Source organism: Flavobacterium glaciei (assembly GCF_003350545.1).
Lineage (GTDB): Bacteria > Bacteroidota > Bacteroidia > Flavobacteriales > Flavobacteriaceae > Flavobacterium > Flavobacterium glaciei.
Genome location: NZ_QQBA01000005.1, coordinates 36,786 through 54,978, shown reverse-complemented (window position 1 = coordinate 54,978; position 18,193 = coordinate 36,786). Strand labels below are relative to the sequence as shown.

General features: G+C 33.4%; 13 protein-coding genes. 11 read left to right on the top strand and 2 right to left on the bottom strand.

Annotated features, from left to right (window positions below):
* Positions 1 to 149 precede the first annotated feature (149 nt).
* Positions 150 to 5,153 carry a translocation/assembly module TamB gene (locus tag DFR66_RS06035; RefSeq protein WP_114753949.1) on the top strand — a complete coding sequence of 1,668 codons (5,004 nt, stop codon included), beginning with the start codon at positions 150 to 152 and terminating at the stop codon, positions 5,151 to 5,153.
* The gene (gene tamL, locus DFR66_RS06030; protein WP_114753948.1) at positions 5,146 to 7,440 is read left to right on the top strand and encodes a translocation and assembly module lipoprotein TamL; all 2,295 of its coding nucleotides are present in this window, start codon (positions 5,146 to 5,148) and stop codon (positions 7,438 to 7,440) included. Before DFR66_RS06035 ends, tamL begins: the two co-directional genes overlap by 8 nt.
* A 75-nt stretch (positions 7,441 to 7,515) precedes the next feature.
* Here the strand turns inward: tamL and DFR66_RS06025 are convergent, their stop codons facing one another.
* Entirely contained in the window at positions 7,516 to 10,023 is a 2,508-nt protein-coding gene (locus DFR66_RS06025; protein WP_114753947.1) for a M14 family zinc carboxypeptidase, read from the bottom strand.
* A 237-nt stretch (positions 10,024 to 10,260) separates the two neighbouring features.
* Here DFR66_RS06025 and DFR66_RS06020 point away from each other — a divergent pair, with 237 nt between their 5' ends.
* From DFR66_RS06020 to DFR66_RS06010, 4 genes are all read left to right on the top strand, one after another.
* A complete protein-coding gene (locus tag DFR66_RS06020; protein WP_114753946.1) occupies positions 10,261 to 11,688 on the top strand; it encodes an L-serine ammonia-lyase in 1,428 nt (475 codons plus the stop codon).
* A gap of 78 nt (positions 11,689 to 11,766) precedes the next feature.
* The gene (locus tag DFR66_RS13870) at positions 11,767 to 11,937 is read left to right on the top strand and encodes a hypothetical protein (protein WP_167400491.1); all 171 of its coding nucleotides are present in this window, start codon (positions 11,767 to 11,769) and stop codon (positions 11,935 to 11,937) included.
* Between the two features lie 124 nt (positions 11,938 to 12,061).
* Positions 12,062 to 12,694, top strand: a complete 633-nt coding sequence (locus tag DFR66_RS06015; RefSeq protein WP_114753945.1) for a SatD family protein — start codon at positions 12,062 to 12,064, stop codon at positions 12,692 to 12,694.
* A gap of 4 nt (positions 12,695 to 12,698) precedes the next feature.
* Positions 12,699 to 13,046 carry a hypothetical protein gene (locus DFR66_RS06010; protein ID WP_146841115.1) on the top strand — a complete coding sequence of 116 codons (348 nt, stop codon included), beginning with the start codon at positions 12,699 to 12,701 and terminating at the stop codon, positions 13,044 to 13,046.
* A 48-nt stretch (positions 13,047 to 13,094) separates the two neighbouring features.
* Here DFR66_RS06010 and DFR66_RS06005 read toward each other — a convergent pair whose 3' ends face one another.
* The gene (locus DFR66_RS06005; protein ID WP_114753943.1) at positions 13,095 to 13,526 is read right to left on the bottom strand and encodes a Cif family virulence factor; all 432 of its coding nucleotides are present in this window, start codon (positions 13,524 to 13,526) and stop codon (positions 13,095 to 13,097) included.
* A gap of 102 nt (positions 13,527 to 13,628) precedes the next feature.
* Between DFR66_RS06005 and panB the strand changes: the two genes are divergently transcribed.
* From panB to DFR66_RS05980, 5 genes are all read left to right on the top strand, one after another.
* Complete coding sequence (gene panB, locus DFR66_RS06000) at positions 13,629 to 14,447, top strand: 3-methyl-2-oxobutanoate hydroxymethyltransferase (protein WP_114753942.1); 819 nt, start codon at positions 13,629 to 13,631, stop codon at positions 14,445 to 14,447.
* Positions 14,448 to 14,479: 32 nt separating this feature from the next.
* Positions 14,480 to 15,169 carry an RluA family pseudouridine synthase gene (locus DFR66_RS05995; RefSeq protein ID WP_114753941.1) on the top strand — a complete coding sequence of 230 codons (690 nt, stop codon included), beginning with the start codon at positions 14,480 to 14,482 and terminating at the stop codon, positions 15,167 to 15,169.
* Between the two features lie 154 nt (positions 15,170 to 15,323).
* Positions 15,324 to 16,652 carry an aldehyde dehydrogenase gene (locus tag DFR66_RS05990; protein WP_114753940.1) on the top strand — a complete coding sequence of 443 codons (1,329 nt, stop codon included), beginning with the start codon at positions 15,324 to 15,326 and terminating at the stop codon, positions 16,650 to 16,652.
* The gene (locus tag DFR66_RS05985; protein WP_114753939.1) at positions 16,643 to 17,380 is read left to right on the top strand and encodes a nitroreductase family protein; all 738 of its coding nucleotides are present in this window, start codon (positions 16,643 to 16,645) and stop codon (positions 17,378 to 17,380) included. The genes DFR66_RS05990 and DFR66_RS05985 overlap by 10 nt, the downstream gene beginning before the upstream one ends.
* Positions 17,381 to 17,400: 20 nt before the next feature.
* Positions 17,401 to 18,177 carry a DUF2189 domain-containing protein gene (locus DFR66_RS05980; protein WP_114753938.1) on the top strand — a complete coding sequence of 259 codons (777 nt, stop codon included), beginning with the start codon at positions 17,401 to 17,403 and terminating at the stop codon, positions 18,175 to 18,177.
* The last annotated feature ends 16 nt before the right edge of the window (positions 18,178 to 18,193 follow it).

Here is an 18,193-nt window from a genome sequence, read left to right as displayed (position 1 = left end):
TGATACATTACAATAATTTTGCAACATTATTTTTAAATTATATAATGTATTTAGTTTTGAATTTTTAACCTTTGTACGAAATTCCGTTTGCAAGCAAGATTGCAAGTCTTATTAAAATTGGTTAATTTTAACCAAAAAATACACCTCATTTGAAAACATACGTAAAGAAAAGTTTAAAGATTTTCCTTTGGATAATAGGAATTATTGTCTTGTTGTTCTTGTTTCTTTTTGTTGCTATTCAAGTTCCATCTGTTCAGAATTTTGCCAAAGATAAAGCAGTAACGTATTTGGAAGAAAAGATTAAAACCAAAGTGAGCGTAGATAGTCTTGCTATTAAATTTCCAAAAAAAGTAATCCTACAAGGCGTATATTTTGAAGACCAAAAAAAAGACACTCTTTTTGCAGGTGAAAAATTAGCTGCTGACATCAGCCTATTTCAATTGATAAACAATAAGATTGAAATTAATTCATTGGAATTAGAAGGGATTACGGCACATTTAAATAGAGATTCTAAAGCTGTTTTTAATTTTGATTACATCATAAAAGCGTTTTCTGCTCCAGAGAAACAAAATAGCGATTCAGCACCCATGCAGTTTTCTGTAGAGGAAATTAAACTCGACCGCATAAAGTTTAACTATACCGATGCCGTTACAAAAAATGATATTTATACTAATCTAAAGCGTTTTGAAACGAAAATTAAAACTTTCGATTTAAATAAAATGAACTTTGAAATTCCAAAAGCTAAAATCAATGGATTGAAGTTCAAACTAAAACAAGGTTTGGTGCAAATATCCAATGCTACTAAAGTGGCAGCGATTAAGAACGAACCAGAATCTATCTTAAAATTAAAATTAGGAGAAATTGATTTAGGAAAGATTGATTTTGATTATGAAAGTGAAGAAACTAAGACATCACTAAATTTTTATTTAAAAAAATTACTCGCAAAAGTGGATAAAATTGACCTTAACAATCAATTTGCTATTATTGAAAGTCTTGATGTAACAGGAGTAGAAGGTGCTTTGGCTTTTGATAAAATAGCTGGAATAAAACCTAAAAAAGAAGCTACAAATGTCGAATCAAATAATTGGGATGTCAAAATAAATAAAACAGAATTCAAAAGGGTAAACTTCCGCTACGACAATAATACTAAAGTTGCAGTTCAAAAAGGAATGGACTACAACCATTTAGACATTACCAATTTAAATTTGCAAGTAGATTTTTTGAATTACAATCCGGAAAACATTTCAGGAATTGCCAATTCATTGACTGTTAAAGACAAAAGCGGTTTGAACATTCAATCCTTTAATGCAGAATTTTTCTACGGTAAAAAGAATGCATTTTTCAAAAAATTATATTTAAAAACTCCTCAAACGGAACTGAAAGATGAAATTAGAATTGGATATCCTTCCATTGCGTCTTTAGCCAATAATCCAGGAGAATTAGGGCTTATTGCTAATTTGAAAAAAAGTAAATTGGGAATTAAAGATATAATACTTTTTGCACCAACACTTGTCAATGTAAATCCGTTTATGAGCAATCCAAATGCAATATTGCTAGTTAATGGAACTATAAAAGGAAAATTAAAAAATATTGAATTTCCATCTATGGAGATTAGTGGTATAGGAACAACAAAGGTATTAGCAAACGGCAGAATTATTGGTTTGCCAGATGTCAACAAAGCCTATTTTGATTTGAATATTCAAGATTTACAATCCGGTTCAAAAGATATTGTTGGCTTTTTGCCAAAACAAACGATTCCTAATTCCATTCAGTTGCCATCAAAATTCAGTGCCAAAGGAACTTTTAGAGGGACAATAGCTAATTTTAATACTGATATGAATATTGCGAGTAGTTTTGGAAATGCAAAAATCAAAGCAACTTTTGACCAAAGCAGAAAAAACTACGAGAAATACGACGCTCAAACAGAACTTACTAATTTTGATTTAGGAAGATTTATCAAAAACGATTCCATTGGAAAAGTAACTTTAACAGCCAACATCAAGGGAACTGGATTTGACCCAAAAACAGCAACTACTTCATTAAACGGAAGTATCCTCAAGGCTTATTATAATAAATACACCTATCGAAATTTGAATGTAAAAGGTGCTATTCGCAATGGAAATTTCAATGTCAATGCTACTGCAAAAGATCCTAATCTGACTTTTGATTTAGTGAGCAGCGGAAGTTTCAGAGACAAATATCCTTCCGGGAAACTAAAACTGAATGTAGATATTGCCGATTTAGAAAAACTAAATCTACATGCTGGACCTCTGAAAATAAGAGGTGTTGTTGATGCTGATATTCAATCGGCTAATTTAGATTACCTCAACGGAACCGTAAATGCGCACAGCATAAATGTAACCAATGCCAAAGAACAATTTGTAATTGATTCGATAAATGTAGTGGCAACATCATCCACTGAAAAAAATACATTATTCATAAATTCTTCATTTTTAGACGCCGAAGTTAATGGGAAATATAAGCTGTCTAAAATAGCAAAAGCAATATCTAATTCTGTTGCTACATATTATGACAGCAATCCAAATTCAAGAAAAATAGCGGTTGAAAATCAACAATTCACATTTAAAATTGGTATCAAAGACAATCCAATTATATTGAAACTAATTCCTGAATTGAAAAGTCTCGAACCTATAAATGTAACAGGACGATACAATTCAATCAATGATACGATTGTTATAAATGGGGCTATTCCGAAATTAATTTATGGAGGAAATACGATTACAAATGCGACTTTAAAAATAGACACCCAAGACAAAGCGCTGCTGTACAGCTTTATTGTAGACGATATCCAAAACAGACAAATTCAGTTACCACATACTAGCATTACTGGAAAAGTGGATAATAATCTTGTGGATTACACGGTACAATTAAAAGATGCAAAGGATGTTGAACGCTTTTTAATAAACGGAACATTAAAAGCAATTAATGGAAATAATGAAGTGAGCCTTGGTCCGGATAATTTATTGCTGAACTACGAATCTTGGAAAATAGCTCAAAACAATCTGATTCGTTTTGGCAAAAAAGGAATTTATGCTGATAATTTCGAATTGAGTAAAGACGGAAGTAACATTCAAATTCAATCACAATCGAATAACCCAAATGCTCCTATTGCCATAAATTTCAAGGATTTTGACATTAATACTATTACAAGTTTTGTCGAGAAAAAAGATTTACAGCTTAGTGGTAAAATTAATGGAAACGCTTTGGTAAAGAATGTGAATACTACACCTCTATTTACTTCGGATTTAAATATTGAAAATTTCACTTTCAAGAAAGACACTGTTGGTACTATTAGTATCAAAGTAAACAATGCGATTGCCAATCAATTTGATGCTAAAGTAGGAATCACCGGTCAGGGAAATCAAGTAGATTTAGTAGGATATTACAAAACAAGCGAAAGCAGTTTTGATATGAACCTAGATATTGCAAAACTGAATTTAAAAAGTATTCAGGGTTTCACATTGGATAATATCGCTGAAAGTACCGGGTTTTTGACAGGGAATTTCAAGATTACTGGAAACACAACTCAACCAAAAGTCCTAGGAGAATTAAAATTTAATGAAATTGGATTTAAAGCGGTACCGTTAAACGCGACATTCAAGTCTTTGAATGATAAAATTACATTTACAAACAATGCCGTAGTCTTCGATAATTTCATAATAAAAGATGAAAAAGACAATGATTTAGCGATAAACGGAACCATCAACAGTGAAAATTTCAGCAATTTTGGATTTGATTTAGCCATTGATGCCGATAATTTTAAAGCCGTAAATTCTGAAGCCAAAGACAATGATTTGTATTATGGCGAATTGTATTTAGACAACCACTTAACGGTGAGAGGATCTATTGACAACCCAATCGTGGAGGGAAATATAAGAATCAATAAAGACACTAAATTTACTGTTGTATTGCCACAATCTGATCCATCAATTGCGGACAGAGAGGGAATCGTTGAGTTTATTGATCAAGATAATCCGCAAATACTGAAGACTGTTTCTGTTGATGAAATTACCAGTGAAATGGAATTAAAAGGAATAAATGCCTCCGTGAATATTGAAATTGATAAAGAAGCTGAATTATCGTTGAACATAGATAAAGCCAACGGTGATTTCTTGAAATTAAAAGGAGAAGCACAATTGAATGGTGGAATAGATCCTTCAGGAAAAACTACGCTTACGGGAAGATACGAACTGTCTGAGGGAAGTTATGAAATGAATTTTAATAGCATCAAAAGAAAATTCGACATCAAACCAGGAAGTTATATTTTGTGGACTGGAGAACCTACAAGTGCTGACATTAGTATCACAGCGATTTACAAAACAGAAGCGGCACCAATCGATTTAATAAACGACCAATTAGGAACCGTTACAGACGAAGTTAGAAATACATACAAACAAAAAATTCCTTTTGAAACCCGTCTGAAAATGACTGGGGAATTAATGAAACCAACTATTTCCTTTGACATCGTTTTACCTGAAGGAAATAATAGCGTAGCAACTGAAATCATTAATTCTACACAAGCTAAACTGACTCAATTGCGTCAGCAACCGGATGAAATGAACAAGCAGGTTTTTGCCTTGCTCCTACTAAATCGCTTCATTGGAGAAAATCCATTTGCCAGCGAAACAGGAGGAACAAATGTTTCGTCATTAGCAAGAGAAAGTGCCAGCAAAATTTTGTCACAACAACTTAATAATTTAGCAGGCGATTTAATCGAAGGTGTAGAGCTTAATTTTGATTTGAATACATCCGATGATTACACCACCGGTCAACGCGAAAATAAAACTGATTTGAATGTTGGAATTTCTAAGACATTGCTAAACGACAGATTGAAAGTTACTGTTGGAAGCAGCTTTGGAATTGAAGGACCACAACAAGTAAACCAAAACGCTAATAATATCGCAGGAGATGTCTCTCTGGATTACCAACTTTCTAAAGATGGAAGATACAAAATCAGAGTGTATCGTGTAAACAAATACCAAGTGGCTCTTCAAGGAGAGGTTGTTGAAACAGGAATTGCCTTCGTTATTACAATAAATTACAATAAGTTCAAAGAATTATATGCTAAAAGCGAAGCAAAAAAAGCAAAGCAAAAAGCAAAAAAAGAATTAAAAAATAAATCAGATGAATAAGAGTCCTTTATTATATTTTCTTTTTTTAGGATTGTTCGTCACTTCGTGCAGTAATACTAAGTATTTACCAGAAGGGGAACTGCTGTACACAGGCGCAAAAATCAAAGTGGAAGGAAAACATACTACTAAGAAGGAAAACAAAGCGCTAAAAAACCAGTTGGAAGATATTGTAAGACCTAAACCTAATTCTTCTTTTCTGGGTTTAAAACCAAAATTGCTCATTTATAATTTGGCTGGAACGCCAAAAAAAGAAAAAGGATGGCGTTACTGGTTGAGAACTAAAGTAGGCGAACCTCCCGTTTTGTATAGTCAAGTAGATTTAGAATACAACAAAAGCGTTCTGCAAAATTTTACTGAAAACAGTGGCTATTTCAACGCAAAAACTGCAGCAGATTCAACCAGAAAAGGAAAAAAAGCAAGTGCAGAATATCTTGTAAATACAGCACAACAATACAAAATCAGAGAAGTTAAATTCCCTACCGATTCCTCAGTTATTTCATCTACAGTACGCAATACCAGACGCCGAAGTTTATTAAAAAAAGATGACGGTTACAGCCTAGAGACTATCAAAGAAGAAAGGATTCGTATTGATGCCAGACTAAAGGAAAAAGGATACTTTTACTTTAACCCTGATTATCTAAAAGTCCAAGTAGACAGTACCGTTGCAGACCATCAGGTAGATTTAATTGTAAAAGTTAAGGAAGAAACACCAAGTCTGGCAGAGACACCGTATAAAATCAATAAAATCATTGTATATCCTAATTATTCGATTGGGATGGACAGTATAAAAACCAATATGGATTCTATCCAAAAATACAATGATTTGACTATTATTGACCCAGAGAATTTATTCAAACCACGTATTTTTGACCGCGCGCTGTATTTCAAAAAAGAAGATTTATACAACCGTAGTAATCACAATTTATCGCTGAATAGATTAGTGAATTTAGGAACTTTCAAATTTGTAAAAAATCAATTTACGATTTCGGATACAACAGGAAATTATTTAGATGCGTATTATTATTTAACGCCATTACCTAAAAAATCTATCCGATTGGAATTATTAGCTAAAACGAATTCAGCTAATTATACTGGAACCGAGCTTAATTTAAACTGGAGCAACAGAAACACTTTTAGAGGTGCTGAACTACTGACTATATCAGCATTTGGAGGTGTTGAAGTACAAGTTTCCGGACAAAATAATGGATTTAATGTTTATCGCTTCGGAACCGAGGCTAATTTAATTTGGCCAAGATTAGTGGCACCTTTCAAACTAAATTCTCCAAGTGGTTTTGTACCAAAAACAAAAGCAACATTAGGATATGAGTTTCAAAATAGAACCAAGTTATACTCGTTGCAAACATTCAAAGGCTCTTTTGGATATTTATGGAAACAGACTGAACAGAAAGAACATTTATTAAATATCACTGAAATTACATATGCAAGTCCGCAAAATGTAACGCCGTTGTATCAAGAACAAATCAATGTAAACCCATCGTTAGATAAAGTAATTGAGAAACAATTAATTTTTGGTCCAACCTACTCCTACACGTACACTAATACATTGCAAAAGCGAAAGAAAAATACTTTTTACTACAAAGGAACCGTCGACTTGGCAGGAAATATTGCCGGATTAGCTACGGGAGCAAACATTAAAAAAAAGGATCCTATTAAATTTTTTACTGTTCCTTTTAGCCAATTCATCAAAATAGAAAATGATTTTAGACATTATTATAAGTTAGGTCCAGATTCTCAACTAGCAACCCGCATTATTGCAGGAGCTGGTTTTGCCTATGGAAATTCTCGTGAAATGCCATTTATTAAGCAATTTTTTATTGGTGGGACAAATAGTTTAAGAGCTTTTAGAGCACGTTCTATTGGTCCTGGAAGTTTTGATGGGGCATCAACAAATACGAATACTTTTTTACCCGATCAATCCGGAGATTTAAAGTTAGAATTTAATACCGAATACCGTGCTAAAATATATGGGCTGGTAAAAGGTGCCTTGTTTTTAGATGCTGGAAATATCTGGTTGTTAAATGAGAATACAGAAAAACCTGGTGCTAAATTCTCCAAAAAGTTCATGAATGAAATCGCCGTTGGAGCTGGAGCTGGATTGCGTTTCGATTTCTCTTTTCTTATCTTGAGAACAGATCTTGCCTTTCCTTTACGAAAACCGTATTTAGCTGATGGCGACCGTTGGGTTTTAGATAAAATTGATTTTGGAAGCGCTCCTTGGCGCAGAGAAAATTTAATTTTTAATTTAGCAATTGGATATCCTTTTTAAGCACAAACCATTCAAATAAAACAAAAAAGAGCACGATAATTTCGAGCTCTTTTTGTTTCGATTTATCATGAGAAATTAGTCTACTAAGAACAAGGCATTGCTAAACAATAAATTTCCATTTTCCCAGAAACCTCTAAATAACGGATTGTCAATCATGTAAATTATTTCTCCATTTTCTTTTTTGTCAACTGCAAAACTAACGGTATTATTCAATTTCTTTTTGATTTCGTTACCCACAAATCCATAGCTTTTATAATCTTTAGGAACATAGACAACATTAGTTGCTTTCTTCAATAATGAATAATGCCTGTCATCTGTTTTTAAACTGAAATATTTATCCCCTAAACCAAAAGACATTGGATGTGTTTTATTTAGAAGATTTTCAATGATGGCTCCAGGAATTGATTTAGAAATATATCGTCTTTCTGAATCCTGAAAATCAAGAAAACGTTCTTTTAGTTCTTCTTCTTCGGCTTCTTTCTCAGAACTTAATTTGTCTTCTTCGGTTGCAAAAGGACTCAAAGCGTATCCTTCTTTTCCTTCAAATAAACTAAGGGCACTATTCATTGCAATTACTTTTCCACCATTTTTAATCCATTCACTTATTTTCTTTTGTTGGTCATCTGAAAAATCATAATATCCATCAGCCATAATAAGCGTGTTATAATTGAATAGATTTAATCTGTTAAAATTACTCACTTCAACCACACTCACAGGATATCCAATCGTTTCCTCCATATAATACCAAGTGGCTCCAAACTCAGTTGATCCAACTCCTTTTCCAGATAACAATACAACTTTTGGTGCTTTCAGTAAATTAAAATTTTCACCTCCAACATCTTTAGAATTTGATGAAAACCCTGTAGCTATATAATTGTAATCGGTTTTTACTTTTACCAGCTCACTTATCGTTTTTTCAAAATCTACTACTTTTGGATTATCAGCTTTAGTGACAATCAAACCACCCGGCTCCACTATTACATCTCCAAAAATGGCTTTCTTCATAGCAGATCGTACTTTGATATTATTTTGGTGTAACAAAGACAAAACCTGAGCGGAAATTCTGTTATTCCAAGGAATATGAAATGCATATACATTTTGTGGAATTCCTTTTTCTTGCACTTCAATGGATGCTTTTGTTTTGATAGCTAAACTGTTTTTCAACGCATAGCCTTCAACTCCATACGCCAATGGCAAAGCCCAAGACGTAATATCATAGGACAAACTATCGTTCAATTTTTGATTTGGTTCAAAAAGTACCTGAGCAAAAACAGCTTTTTGTTGGTCTACTTTAACGATTAAATCATTCGGTTCAATCGCAAAAGCTTTCTCTGACTTGCTGCTATAATTAAATCCAGATGCTTTTTGACTCGCATCTGCATAACTAAATTCTACATTATTCTTTTTCAACAAATCCGCCATTTGTATTAACTTCGGATTGTTTTTCATCACGTACATTTTATAATTTCCCTTTACTGTTTTTCGGGAATTATTCATAAAACCTCTGAATCCTTTCAGCAAAACATCCGCTTGTGCCGCCGCAGATTCAACCACGGTTAATACTGCTGTTGCGTGATGTGTCAATCGGTCTTGTATTGTCAAGGTGATTCCGTTACTCATTGTAACTGCCCTCCCCGCACCTATTCCTCCTTGTTCCATCGTCATTCCTACCGCACCATTGTAAGTAGGATACGTGTCGCCATAACTTGGATAAAACAAATCAAAACGCTCACCAGTATTGTACATCCAGTTTTGAGCATCAAATTTTTTAGAAATATTTTTTCCTAAAGTGTAATGAAAATCTTTCTGGTATTTCTCAATATATTCGTGCAAAGGTTCCGCTGATGGAGGAAAAAAATACGGAGAATCATATCCCATTTCGTGTACATCAGTATGAACTTGAGGCATCCACTGGTTGTATAGTGCGATTCTCTGTTGCGTTTCCTGTTGTGTTTGCCAAGCCCAATCTCTATTTAAATCAAAAATATAATGGTTGTATCTGCCGCCTGGCCATACTTCCATATGCTCTCTGTCTGATAATTCCGGATGTGTTTTTTTACCTGAAATTTCACGCAACCAATTCCCATATCTGGAATAACCATCAGGATTGATGCACGGATCAAGGATAACAATTGTATTCTCTAACCACTTTTTAGTTTCAGCATTCGAAGGATTTACTAACTCGTAAGCCACAGTCATCGCACTTTCGGTTCCGGCAAATTCATTTCCATGAACATTAAAACTCAACCAAACTATTAACTTATCCCCAATCATTTGCGATTTATTTTGGGATAAACCAATGGCTGCTAAATTGTTATTCCGAATTTGTTCTAAATTAGCTAGATTTTCAGGACTGGAAATAAAATACACATTTAAGTCTCTTTGTTCCGGAGTCACTCCATATTTTTGGTGTTTAATTAAATTTGACTTTTCCGTAAGATGCTTAAAATAATTTTCAGCTTGATGATAATAGGTTATTTGTTTTCCATAATTTGGCAAAAATTGGGACGGACTTTGCACTTGCGAATTAGCGTTTAGCACCAAAGTCAGCATTAGATAAAAAGAAAAAACAGTCTTATTCATATTGTTTTGGGTTAGTTATGCCTCAAAAATACCCATTTACGAACTATTGCACAAGCTAAATTCAGGATTAGTTAAATATTGATTTCCCTAAACCTCAAGTTTTTATTAATTCATTTTTATTGAAGAATACTAACAATACAGTACCTTTCATTATTAAAACAACAATAAAATACTGTTTTCAATTCGTATCATTGCAACATTCTATTATATTTGCATACAACAAAATTAACACTACAGATGGAAGAATGTATCTCTGTTTTTGATATGCTAAAAATTGGTGTTGGACCTTCGAGTTCACACACACTTGGACCTTGGAGAGCAGCCGAACGCTTTCTTAGTGAATTGAGAAATGAAAATTTACTTCCTGTTGTAAATCGGGTAAAAATAGATTTATACGGTTCCCTTTCCTTGACTGGAAAAGGTCATGCCACTGATTTAGCCGTAATGCTTGGTTTGAGTGGGCAAGATCCCGAATACATTCCTGTGGAAAATATTGACGCAATTATCAAATCCATTGAATCTAAAAGCGAAATCAATTTAGGAAACGAAAAAACAATTCCTTTTTATTTCCTTCAAGACATCGTTTTCAATAAAAACTTTCTTCCTTTTCATGCCAATGGAATGGCTTTTACAGCCTACATGACTGATGATAGCGAATACGTTTCGACCTTTTATTCAATTGGTGGTGGATTTGTGGTCAAAGAAGAACGCATTAACGCCAAGAAGAAAACAAAAATAAAATGTGCTTTTCCGTATCCAATTGACAAAGCAGCTGAGTTATTGGATTTTTGCAAAAAAGAGAATAAATCCATTTCAGAAATCGTTTATGAAAACGAAAAATCGATGCGTACCGAAGAGGTTATCAATCATGAATTGATGCGTATTTGGAAAACAATGCTCGAATGCATGTACATTGGTTGCCATTCCGAAGGGATTCTTCCCGGAGGATTAAACGTACGCCGCCGTGCTTTTGATATGCACCAAAACCTCATCGGTTTAGCTAATTATGATTCGCCACAAACTTGGCTCGAAGAAATTAGAAAAACGGAAGTGAAATTTCGTCAAATCTTGAAATGGGTTTCTTGTTTTGCCCTTGCGGTAAATGAGGTAAACGCCGCCTTAGGACGTGTGGTTACGGCACCTACAAACGGAAGTGCGGGTGTCATTCCAGCCGTTTTAATGTATTATTTAGTGATTGAAAACCACAATGCCGGAGAAAAAGAAATCAAACAATTCCTTATGGTTGCCGGAGAAATAGGCAGTGTTTTCAAGAAAGGTTCTACCATTTCCGCAGCAATGGGTGGTTGTCAAGCAGAAATAGGCGTTTCATCTTCGATGGCTGCAGCAGCTTTATGCGAATTGATGGGCGGAACTCCAGAGCAGGTTTTAATGGCTGCTGAAATTGCGATGGAACATCATTTAGGATTAACCTGTGATCCTATCGCTGGATTAGTTCAAATTCCATGCATCGAAAGAAATACGATGGGTGCCATAAAAGCCATTAATGCTGCAGAATTAGCAATGGAAACCGACCCTAAAAATGCAAAAGTACCTTTAGATAAAGTTGTAGATACGATGTGGCAAACAGCCAAAGACATGAATAATAAATACAAAGAAACTTCTGAAGGAGGATTAGCTATTGCTGTAAATATGGCTGATTGTTAAACTTGGTAACACAAATTTAAAATACAGACAACCTCAAATTCAATTATTTAAGGTAAATTTATTCATAAATAAAAATTTATGGAAATTAACTGGATAATAGTTGGAGTTGTAGTCATTTTTGTGCTCATTTTGATTGTATTTCTAATAAGAAAAAATCAAAAAGATAAAAAAGCATATACTCATTTTATGAATAATGATTTTAAAAAAGCAATAGAAGAGGAATCAGATTTGAATGACGATACTTATTAAATTATTGCATAATTTTATAAATTGATTTTATCTTTTCTTAAATTTTTATTTTTATTTTCACTAAAAATGAAATTATGTGATTTATTTCACTATTTTTGAAATAAAATACATAATTTCATTTTTTATGAAACACTTTATCCTAATGGCGGATATTATTAATAGTGGAAAAAAGGAGCAAAAACCACTAATGGAAGATTTTAAAAATCTAATAGAAGAAGTAAATAAAATCTATAAAACAGATATATTATCACCATTAACTATTACTTTAGGTGATGAATTTCAAGGCATAATAAAAAACTTAGCCGCATCGATACAAATTATTCTTACATTAGAAGAAAATTGTATTCACAAAAAATTAAATTTTAAATTACGGTATGTTTTGAATCAAGGCGAAATAGAAACGCCCATCAATGAAAAGATTGCCTATGAAATGTTGGGAAGCGGTTTAACGGATGCACGATTGAAACTGAATGATTCAAAATATAAAAAATTTAGATTTAACATTTCAATAGACAATCTCTTACAACAAAGTGTTTTGAATGATGCTTTCATAATTTTTGAAAAAATTACAGACAAATGGTCGTTTAAAAATGACTATGATTTGGCATCAAATTTCATACAATTCAAAGACTATAAAATCATTTCTGAAAAAATGAATAAAACCCGCTCTTTAATATGGAAAAGAGAAAAAACATTACAAATAGAATCTTATAATGCTACAAAAAATATAATGCATACAATTACCTCAATAAAATAAAAGCATGGATATACTTCGATTTATGGTTTTCATTCTTTCTACAGAAATACTTCTAAGTATATTTTACTATGTTATCACTCCAAAAACAATTCGAAAAAATAAAATTATAGACTATAAATCTATACTTAAAGGAATCGTTGAAAGAATTTTTCTATTCGTTTCATTGATTAATAATTATCCACATGCGCTTACTTTATTTGGCGCATTAAAATTGGCCACACGATTGAAGAGAGACGATGAGCAAGATAAAGTAAAGCAATCTTTGTACAATGATTTTTATTTAGTAGGCAATTTTATTTCGGTTATGATTGCCATTTTTTATGTTTTTCTCTATGAAAAATACATTAGATAAAACCATAAATGGTCTTTAGTATATATATAAACCAAGACCTATGAAAAACTACTTCCTTCGCGTATCAATAAGATGCACGATTTTCCAAGTATTATCTTTATTAAAAAGTGTAAAAGCATTCACCCCTTTGTGACTTAATTTTCCGTTTACATAAAACTCGTAAGGTGTCCAGGCGTGGGCCATACTTCCATCTACTTGGATGGAATAACTCAAAATCTTTTCCTGAAACTTTACTTCGGCAGGAATAGAAGCGATCGATTTAAAAAACACCTGTGGCTTTTCATTCGATAATTTGTTGCCTTCAACATTCTCTGCAATAGATTGTAGAATCATCGTGTCGTCACAAAGCACCTTTAATTTCGTAGTATCTTTGGCGTGAAAAGCCTCGAAAAAATTCTCAATTACTACCTGAATATCTTGATTTTGAGCATGAGAATTAGCGGATAGTAATAAAACAAGAATTAATAAAAATTTTTTCATCGTTTGTTGGTTTAATAAATTGGTGTTACAAATAACATTACTGTTACATTTTTGAGTTAAAAATATACATTTTATTACCTTTACAATCTTAAACCAAGAAATATGTCTGTCGCAAAAAAAGATTATAAAAGGATTACTACAAAATCATTGATTGAGATGAAAGCTAATGGAGAGAAAATCTCCATGCTTACAGCATACGATTTCACGATGGCAAAAATTGTTGATACCGCCGGAATTGATGTCATTTTAGTAGGTGACTCCGCCTCAAATGTGATGGCCGGTCATGAAACAACATTGCCAATTACATTAGACCAAATGATTTATCACGCTTCATCTGTAGTGAGAGCCATAGAAAGAGCATTGGTTGTTGTGGATTTACCTTTTGGAAGTTATCAATCAGACCCTAAAGAGGCGTTGCGTTCCGCTATCAGAATCATGAAAGAAAGCGGTGGCCATGCCGTAAAACTAGAGGGCGGAAAAGAAATAAAGGATTCTATCAAGAAAATATTAAACGCAGGAATTCCAGTAATGGGACATTTGGGTTTAACCCCACAATCTATATATAAATTTGGAACGTATACCGTTCGTGCAAAAGAAGAAGAAGAAGCAGATAAACTTATTGAAGATGCTAAATTGCTAGAAAGATTGGGTTGTTTTGCATTAGTGTTAGAAAAAATACCTGCACATTTAGCTGAAAAAGTAGCCCAAAGCATTTCGATTCCAGTAATTGGGATTGGTGCTGGTGGTGGTGTTGACGGACAAGTTCTGGTCATTCACGACATGTTAGGAATGAACAATGAGTTTAGTCCGCGTTTCTTGAGAAGATATATGAATTTATATGAGGAAATGACAACAGCCATCGGTCAATATGTAGCCGATGTGAAATCTAGTGATTTTCCTAATTCCAGCGAACAATATTAAGCCCCCTAACCCCCGAAAGGGGGAATTGAAAAATGAAAATAGTTTCGAATAAAAATAACCTTCAAATTCTTCACGAAGACAATCATCTTATTGTGGTCAACAAGCGCGTAGGTGATATTGTGCAAGGTGATAAAACCGGTGATAAACCATTGTCTGATGTGGTGAAAGAATACATTAAAGATAAGTATAACAAACCTGGAGAAGTTTTTCTAGGCGTTGTACACCGTTTAGACCGACCAACAACCGGAATAGTCGTTTTTGCCCGTACAAGTAAAGCATTGACAAGAATGAATGAATTGTTCAGCAACCGTGAAACTCAAAAAACATATTGGTGTATTGTCAAAAATAAACCTGCAAATTCAGCGGATAAATTGGTTCATTATATTAAAAGAAACGAAAAAAACAACACTTCAAAAGCGCATTTAAAAGAAGTCCCTGAAAGTAAACTTGCCAGTTTAGATTATAAAATCATTCAGGAACTCAATAATTATTTTGCACTGGAAATTAATCTTCATACAGGCAGACATCATCAAATCAGGGCACAGCTATCGGCTATTGGATCACCTATAAAAGGTGATTTGAAATATGGTTTTGACCGAAGCAATCCGGATGGAGGAATTCATTTGCACGCCCGAAAATTAGTTTTTGTACATCCTGTTACCAAAGAAAATATAGAAATCATCGCACCAACACCCGATGATGTGATTTGGAATGCAGTGTAATACGTTCCTGATTTTTAATTAAATAATAACAAAAACAATACTTACAGACTTATATCATACAAAACAGGAATAAAATCCTGTTTTTTTTATCCATTAACTTAAATACAAACTTGGATTAAATATTAATTATGTAATTTTAATTCAAAATAATCTTATGAATTACAAAACCGATATAAAATCACGAAAAGAATCCCTTAAAAAATTATTACATGTCATCACAAAATATGAAGATGAAATAATCAAGGCTTTGTACGATGATTTCAAAAAACCTGCTTTTGAAGCCGTTTTAACAGAAACTAATTATGTGATTAGTGACTTGAAAGAAACCATAAAAAATATCGATTCTTGGGCTAAGCCAAAGAAAGTTATGGCCTCCTTTCTAAATTTTCCTTCCTCAGATTATATATACAGTGAACCTTACGGAAATGTTTTGATTCTGTCTCCGTGGAATTATCCGTTTCAACTGGCTTTATGCCCGCTAGTAGCTGCCATTGCTGCCGGAAATAAAGTAACTTTAAAACCATCTGAACTGACTCCAAATACTTCGAATATTATAGTAAAAATTATAAGCGAAACATTTGCTGTCAAAGATGTGGTGGTCGTCACGGGAGACGCCACCGTAGCTGCCAATTTATTGAGCAAACGTTGGGATTATATTTTCTTTACAGGAAGTGTTGCTGTTGGTAAAATTGTGGCAAAAGCTGCTGCTGAAAACCTCACGCCCGTAACACTAGAATTAGGCGGGAAAAGTCCCTGTATCGTTGATGAAACAGCTAATTTAGAATTAAGTGCCAGACGCATAGTTTGGGGAAAAATAATCAATGCAGGTCAAACGTGTGTGGCTCCTGATTATATTTTGGTACATCATAAAATGAAAGCTGTATTCGTGAAATTCCTAATTCAGGAAATCGAAAAAGCAGTTGGAACAAATCCTGAAGAATCTCCAGATTTTGCCAGAATCATCAACTTGAAAAACTGGCAACGTCAATTGAGTTTACTAGAAAATCAGAAAATACTTTTTGGAGGACAATCTAACAGCGATTCGCTATACCTCGCTCCTACTTTGCTAGACGAACCAAAAATGGATAGTTTAGTGATGAAAGAAGAAATTTTTGGACCAATACTTCCTATTCTCTCTTATCAATCAAAAGCTGATATTGACAAAATAATTTCAAGCTTCGAAAAACCGTTATCACTGTATTTATTTTCCCAGAACAAAACATTTATCGATGAGGTGCTACAAAAATATTCTTTTGGAGGTGGTTGCATCAATGACACAGTAATTCACTTGGTTAACAATCGCTTGCCTTTTGGCGGTGTTGGAAATTCCGGAATGGGAGCATATCATGGGAAATTAAGTTTTGATATTTTTTCGCATAAAAAATCAATCGTAAAAAGAGGAACTTGGCTTGATTTACCACTGCGATATGCACCGTATAAAGACAAATTAAAAACCATTCAAAAAGTATTAAAATGGTTGTAACCAATGAAAAATCAGTAAGCGAAGCCATAAAATACCGGCGCTCTGTTCGGGTTTTTAAAAATGAAGCTATTGATACAGAAAAAGTAAAAGAATGCATTCATTTAGCGACGCTGGCACCCACGAGTAGCAATATGCAACTTTGGGAATTTTATCACGTAGTATCCCCGGAAATCATACAAGAAATAGCCAAAGCCAGTTTTGACCAGAATGCTGCAAAAACTGCACAACAATTAGTAGTTATTGTAGCTAGGAAAGATTTGTGGCGCAAAAGAGTGCAATCAAATATTGATTATCTGAAAACTCAATATGGTAATAAACCAGCAACAGAATATTCAAAAAGAGAAAAATTTGCGTTGAATTATTACCAAAAAATAATTCCAACACTTTATTTTGATTTTCTAGGAATTATTGGAATGCTAAAATTCCTAATCTTTCAAGTTATTGGGATATTTAAGCCCATTTACAGACAGGCGCGACAAAGCGACATGCGCATTGTAGCCCACAAAAGTGCGGGACTTGCTGCACAGAATTTTATGTTAAGCATGGCAGCCGTAAATTACGATACGTGTCCTATGGAAGGATTTGATTCGCTGAGAGTTAAAAAAATATTACATTTGTCCGCTTCCGCAGAAATTAATATGATTTTAGGCTGTGGAATCAGAGACGAAAAAGGTGTTTATGGAGAACGATTCCGAATCCCTTTTGAAGAAACCTATATTAAAATATAACCAACCAATTATTAAATCAAATGAATAAAATTACGCAAGACCGTATTGAGCAAATAAAAAAGAATGGCTACGAACTTGATTTTGGTAATGTTTTTAACCATGCATTCGAGAATTACAAAAAAATTGCACTTTATGCTGGTTTGATCATTTTTGTCTTTTTTGTTTTGCTTAGTATTTTGGCATTTGGAACACTAATTGCAATTTTTGGAGCTCCTGCGATTGTTGATTTTGTAAAACCAGAAAATCTACAAACCGAAAACATCAGTATCAATACTTTACTAATTATTACTGGAGCATCAGCCTTAAGTTCTTGTTTGCTGAGTCCATTTCCAGCTGGACTGATAAAAATGGCATATTGTGCAGAAAGAGACGAAGAATTTCATGTCTCTACCATGTTTGAGTTTTATAAAGCTCCTTATTTTAAGGAACTTTTTGTAGCAACATTTCTTGTTTCCATTAGCAGTTCCATCATTTCCACGATAATAAATTATGCACAAATACCTGTACTTGGTTTTATAGTTACTGTAACCATATCGTTATTCACCGTTATATTGATTCCGCTAATCATATTTGGAAAATTAAAAGCCGTAGAAGCTATACAAACCAGTATCCTTGTAGTTGCTAAGCAACCATTGGTTTTGTTAGGATTAATAGTTATTGGGTCTATTGGAGTTATGGTAGGCTTTATAGGATGCTGTATTGGGATATTTTTTACCTTTCCTTTTATGTACTCCTTATACTACGCGATTTACAGTGAGATCATTGGTTTTGAAACTGAGGTTGAAAATAGAAATTAAATATATTTTTGATTTG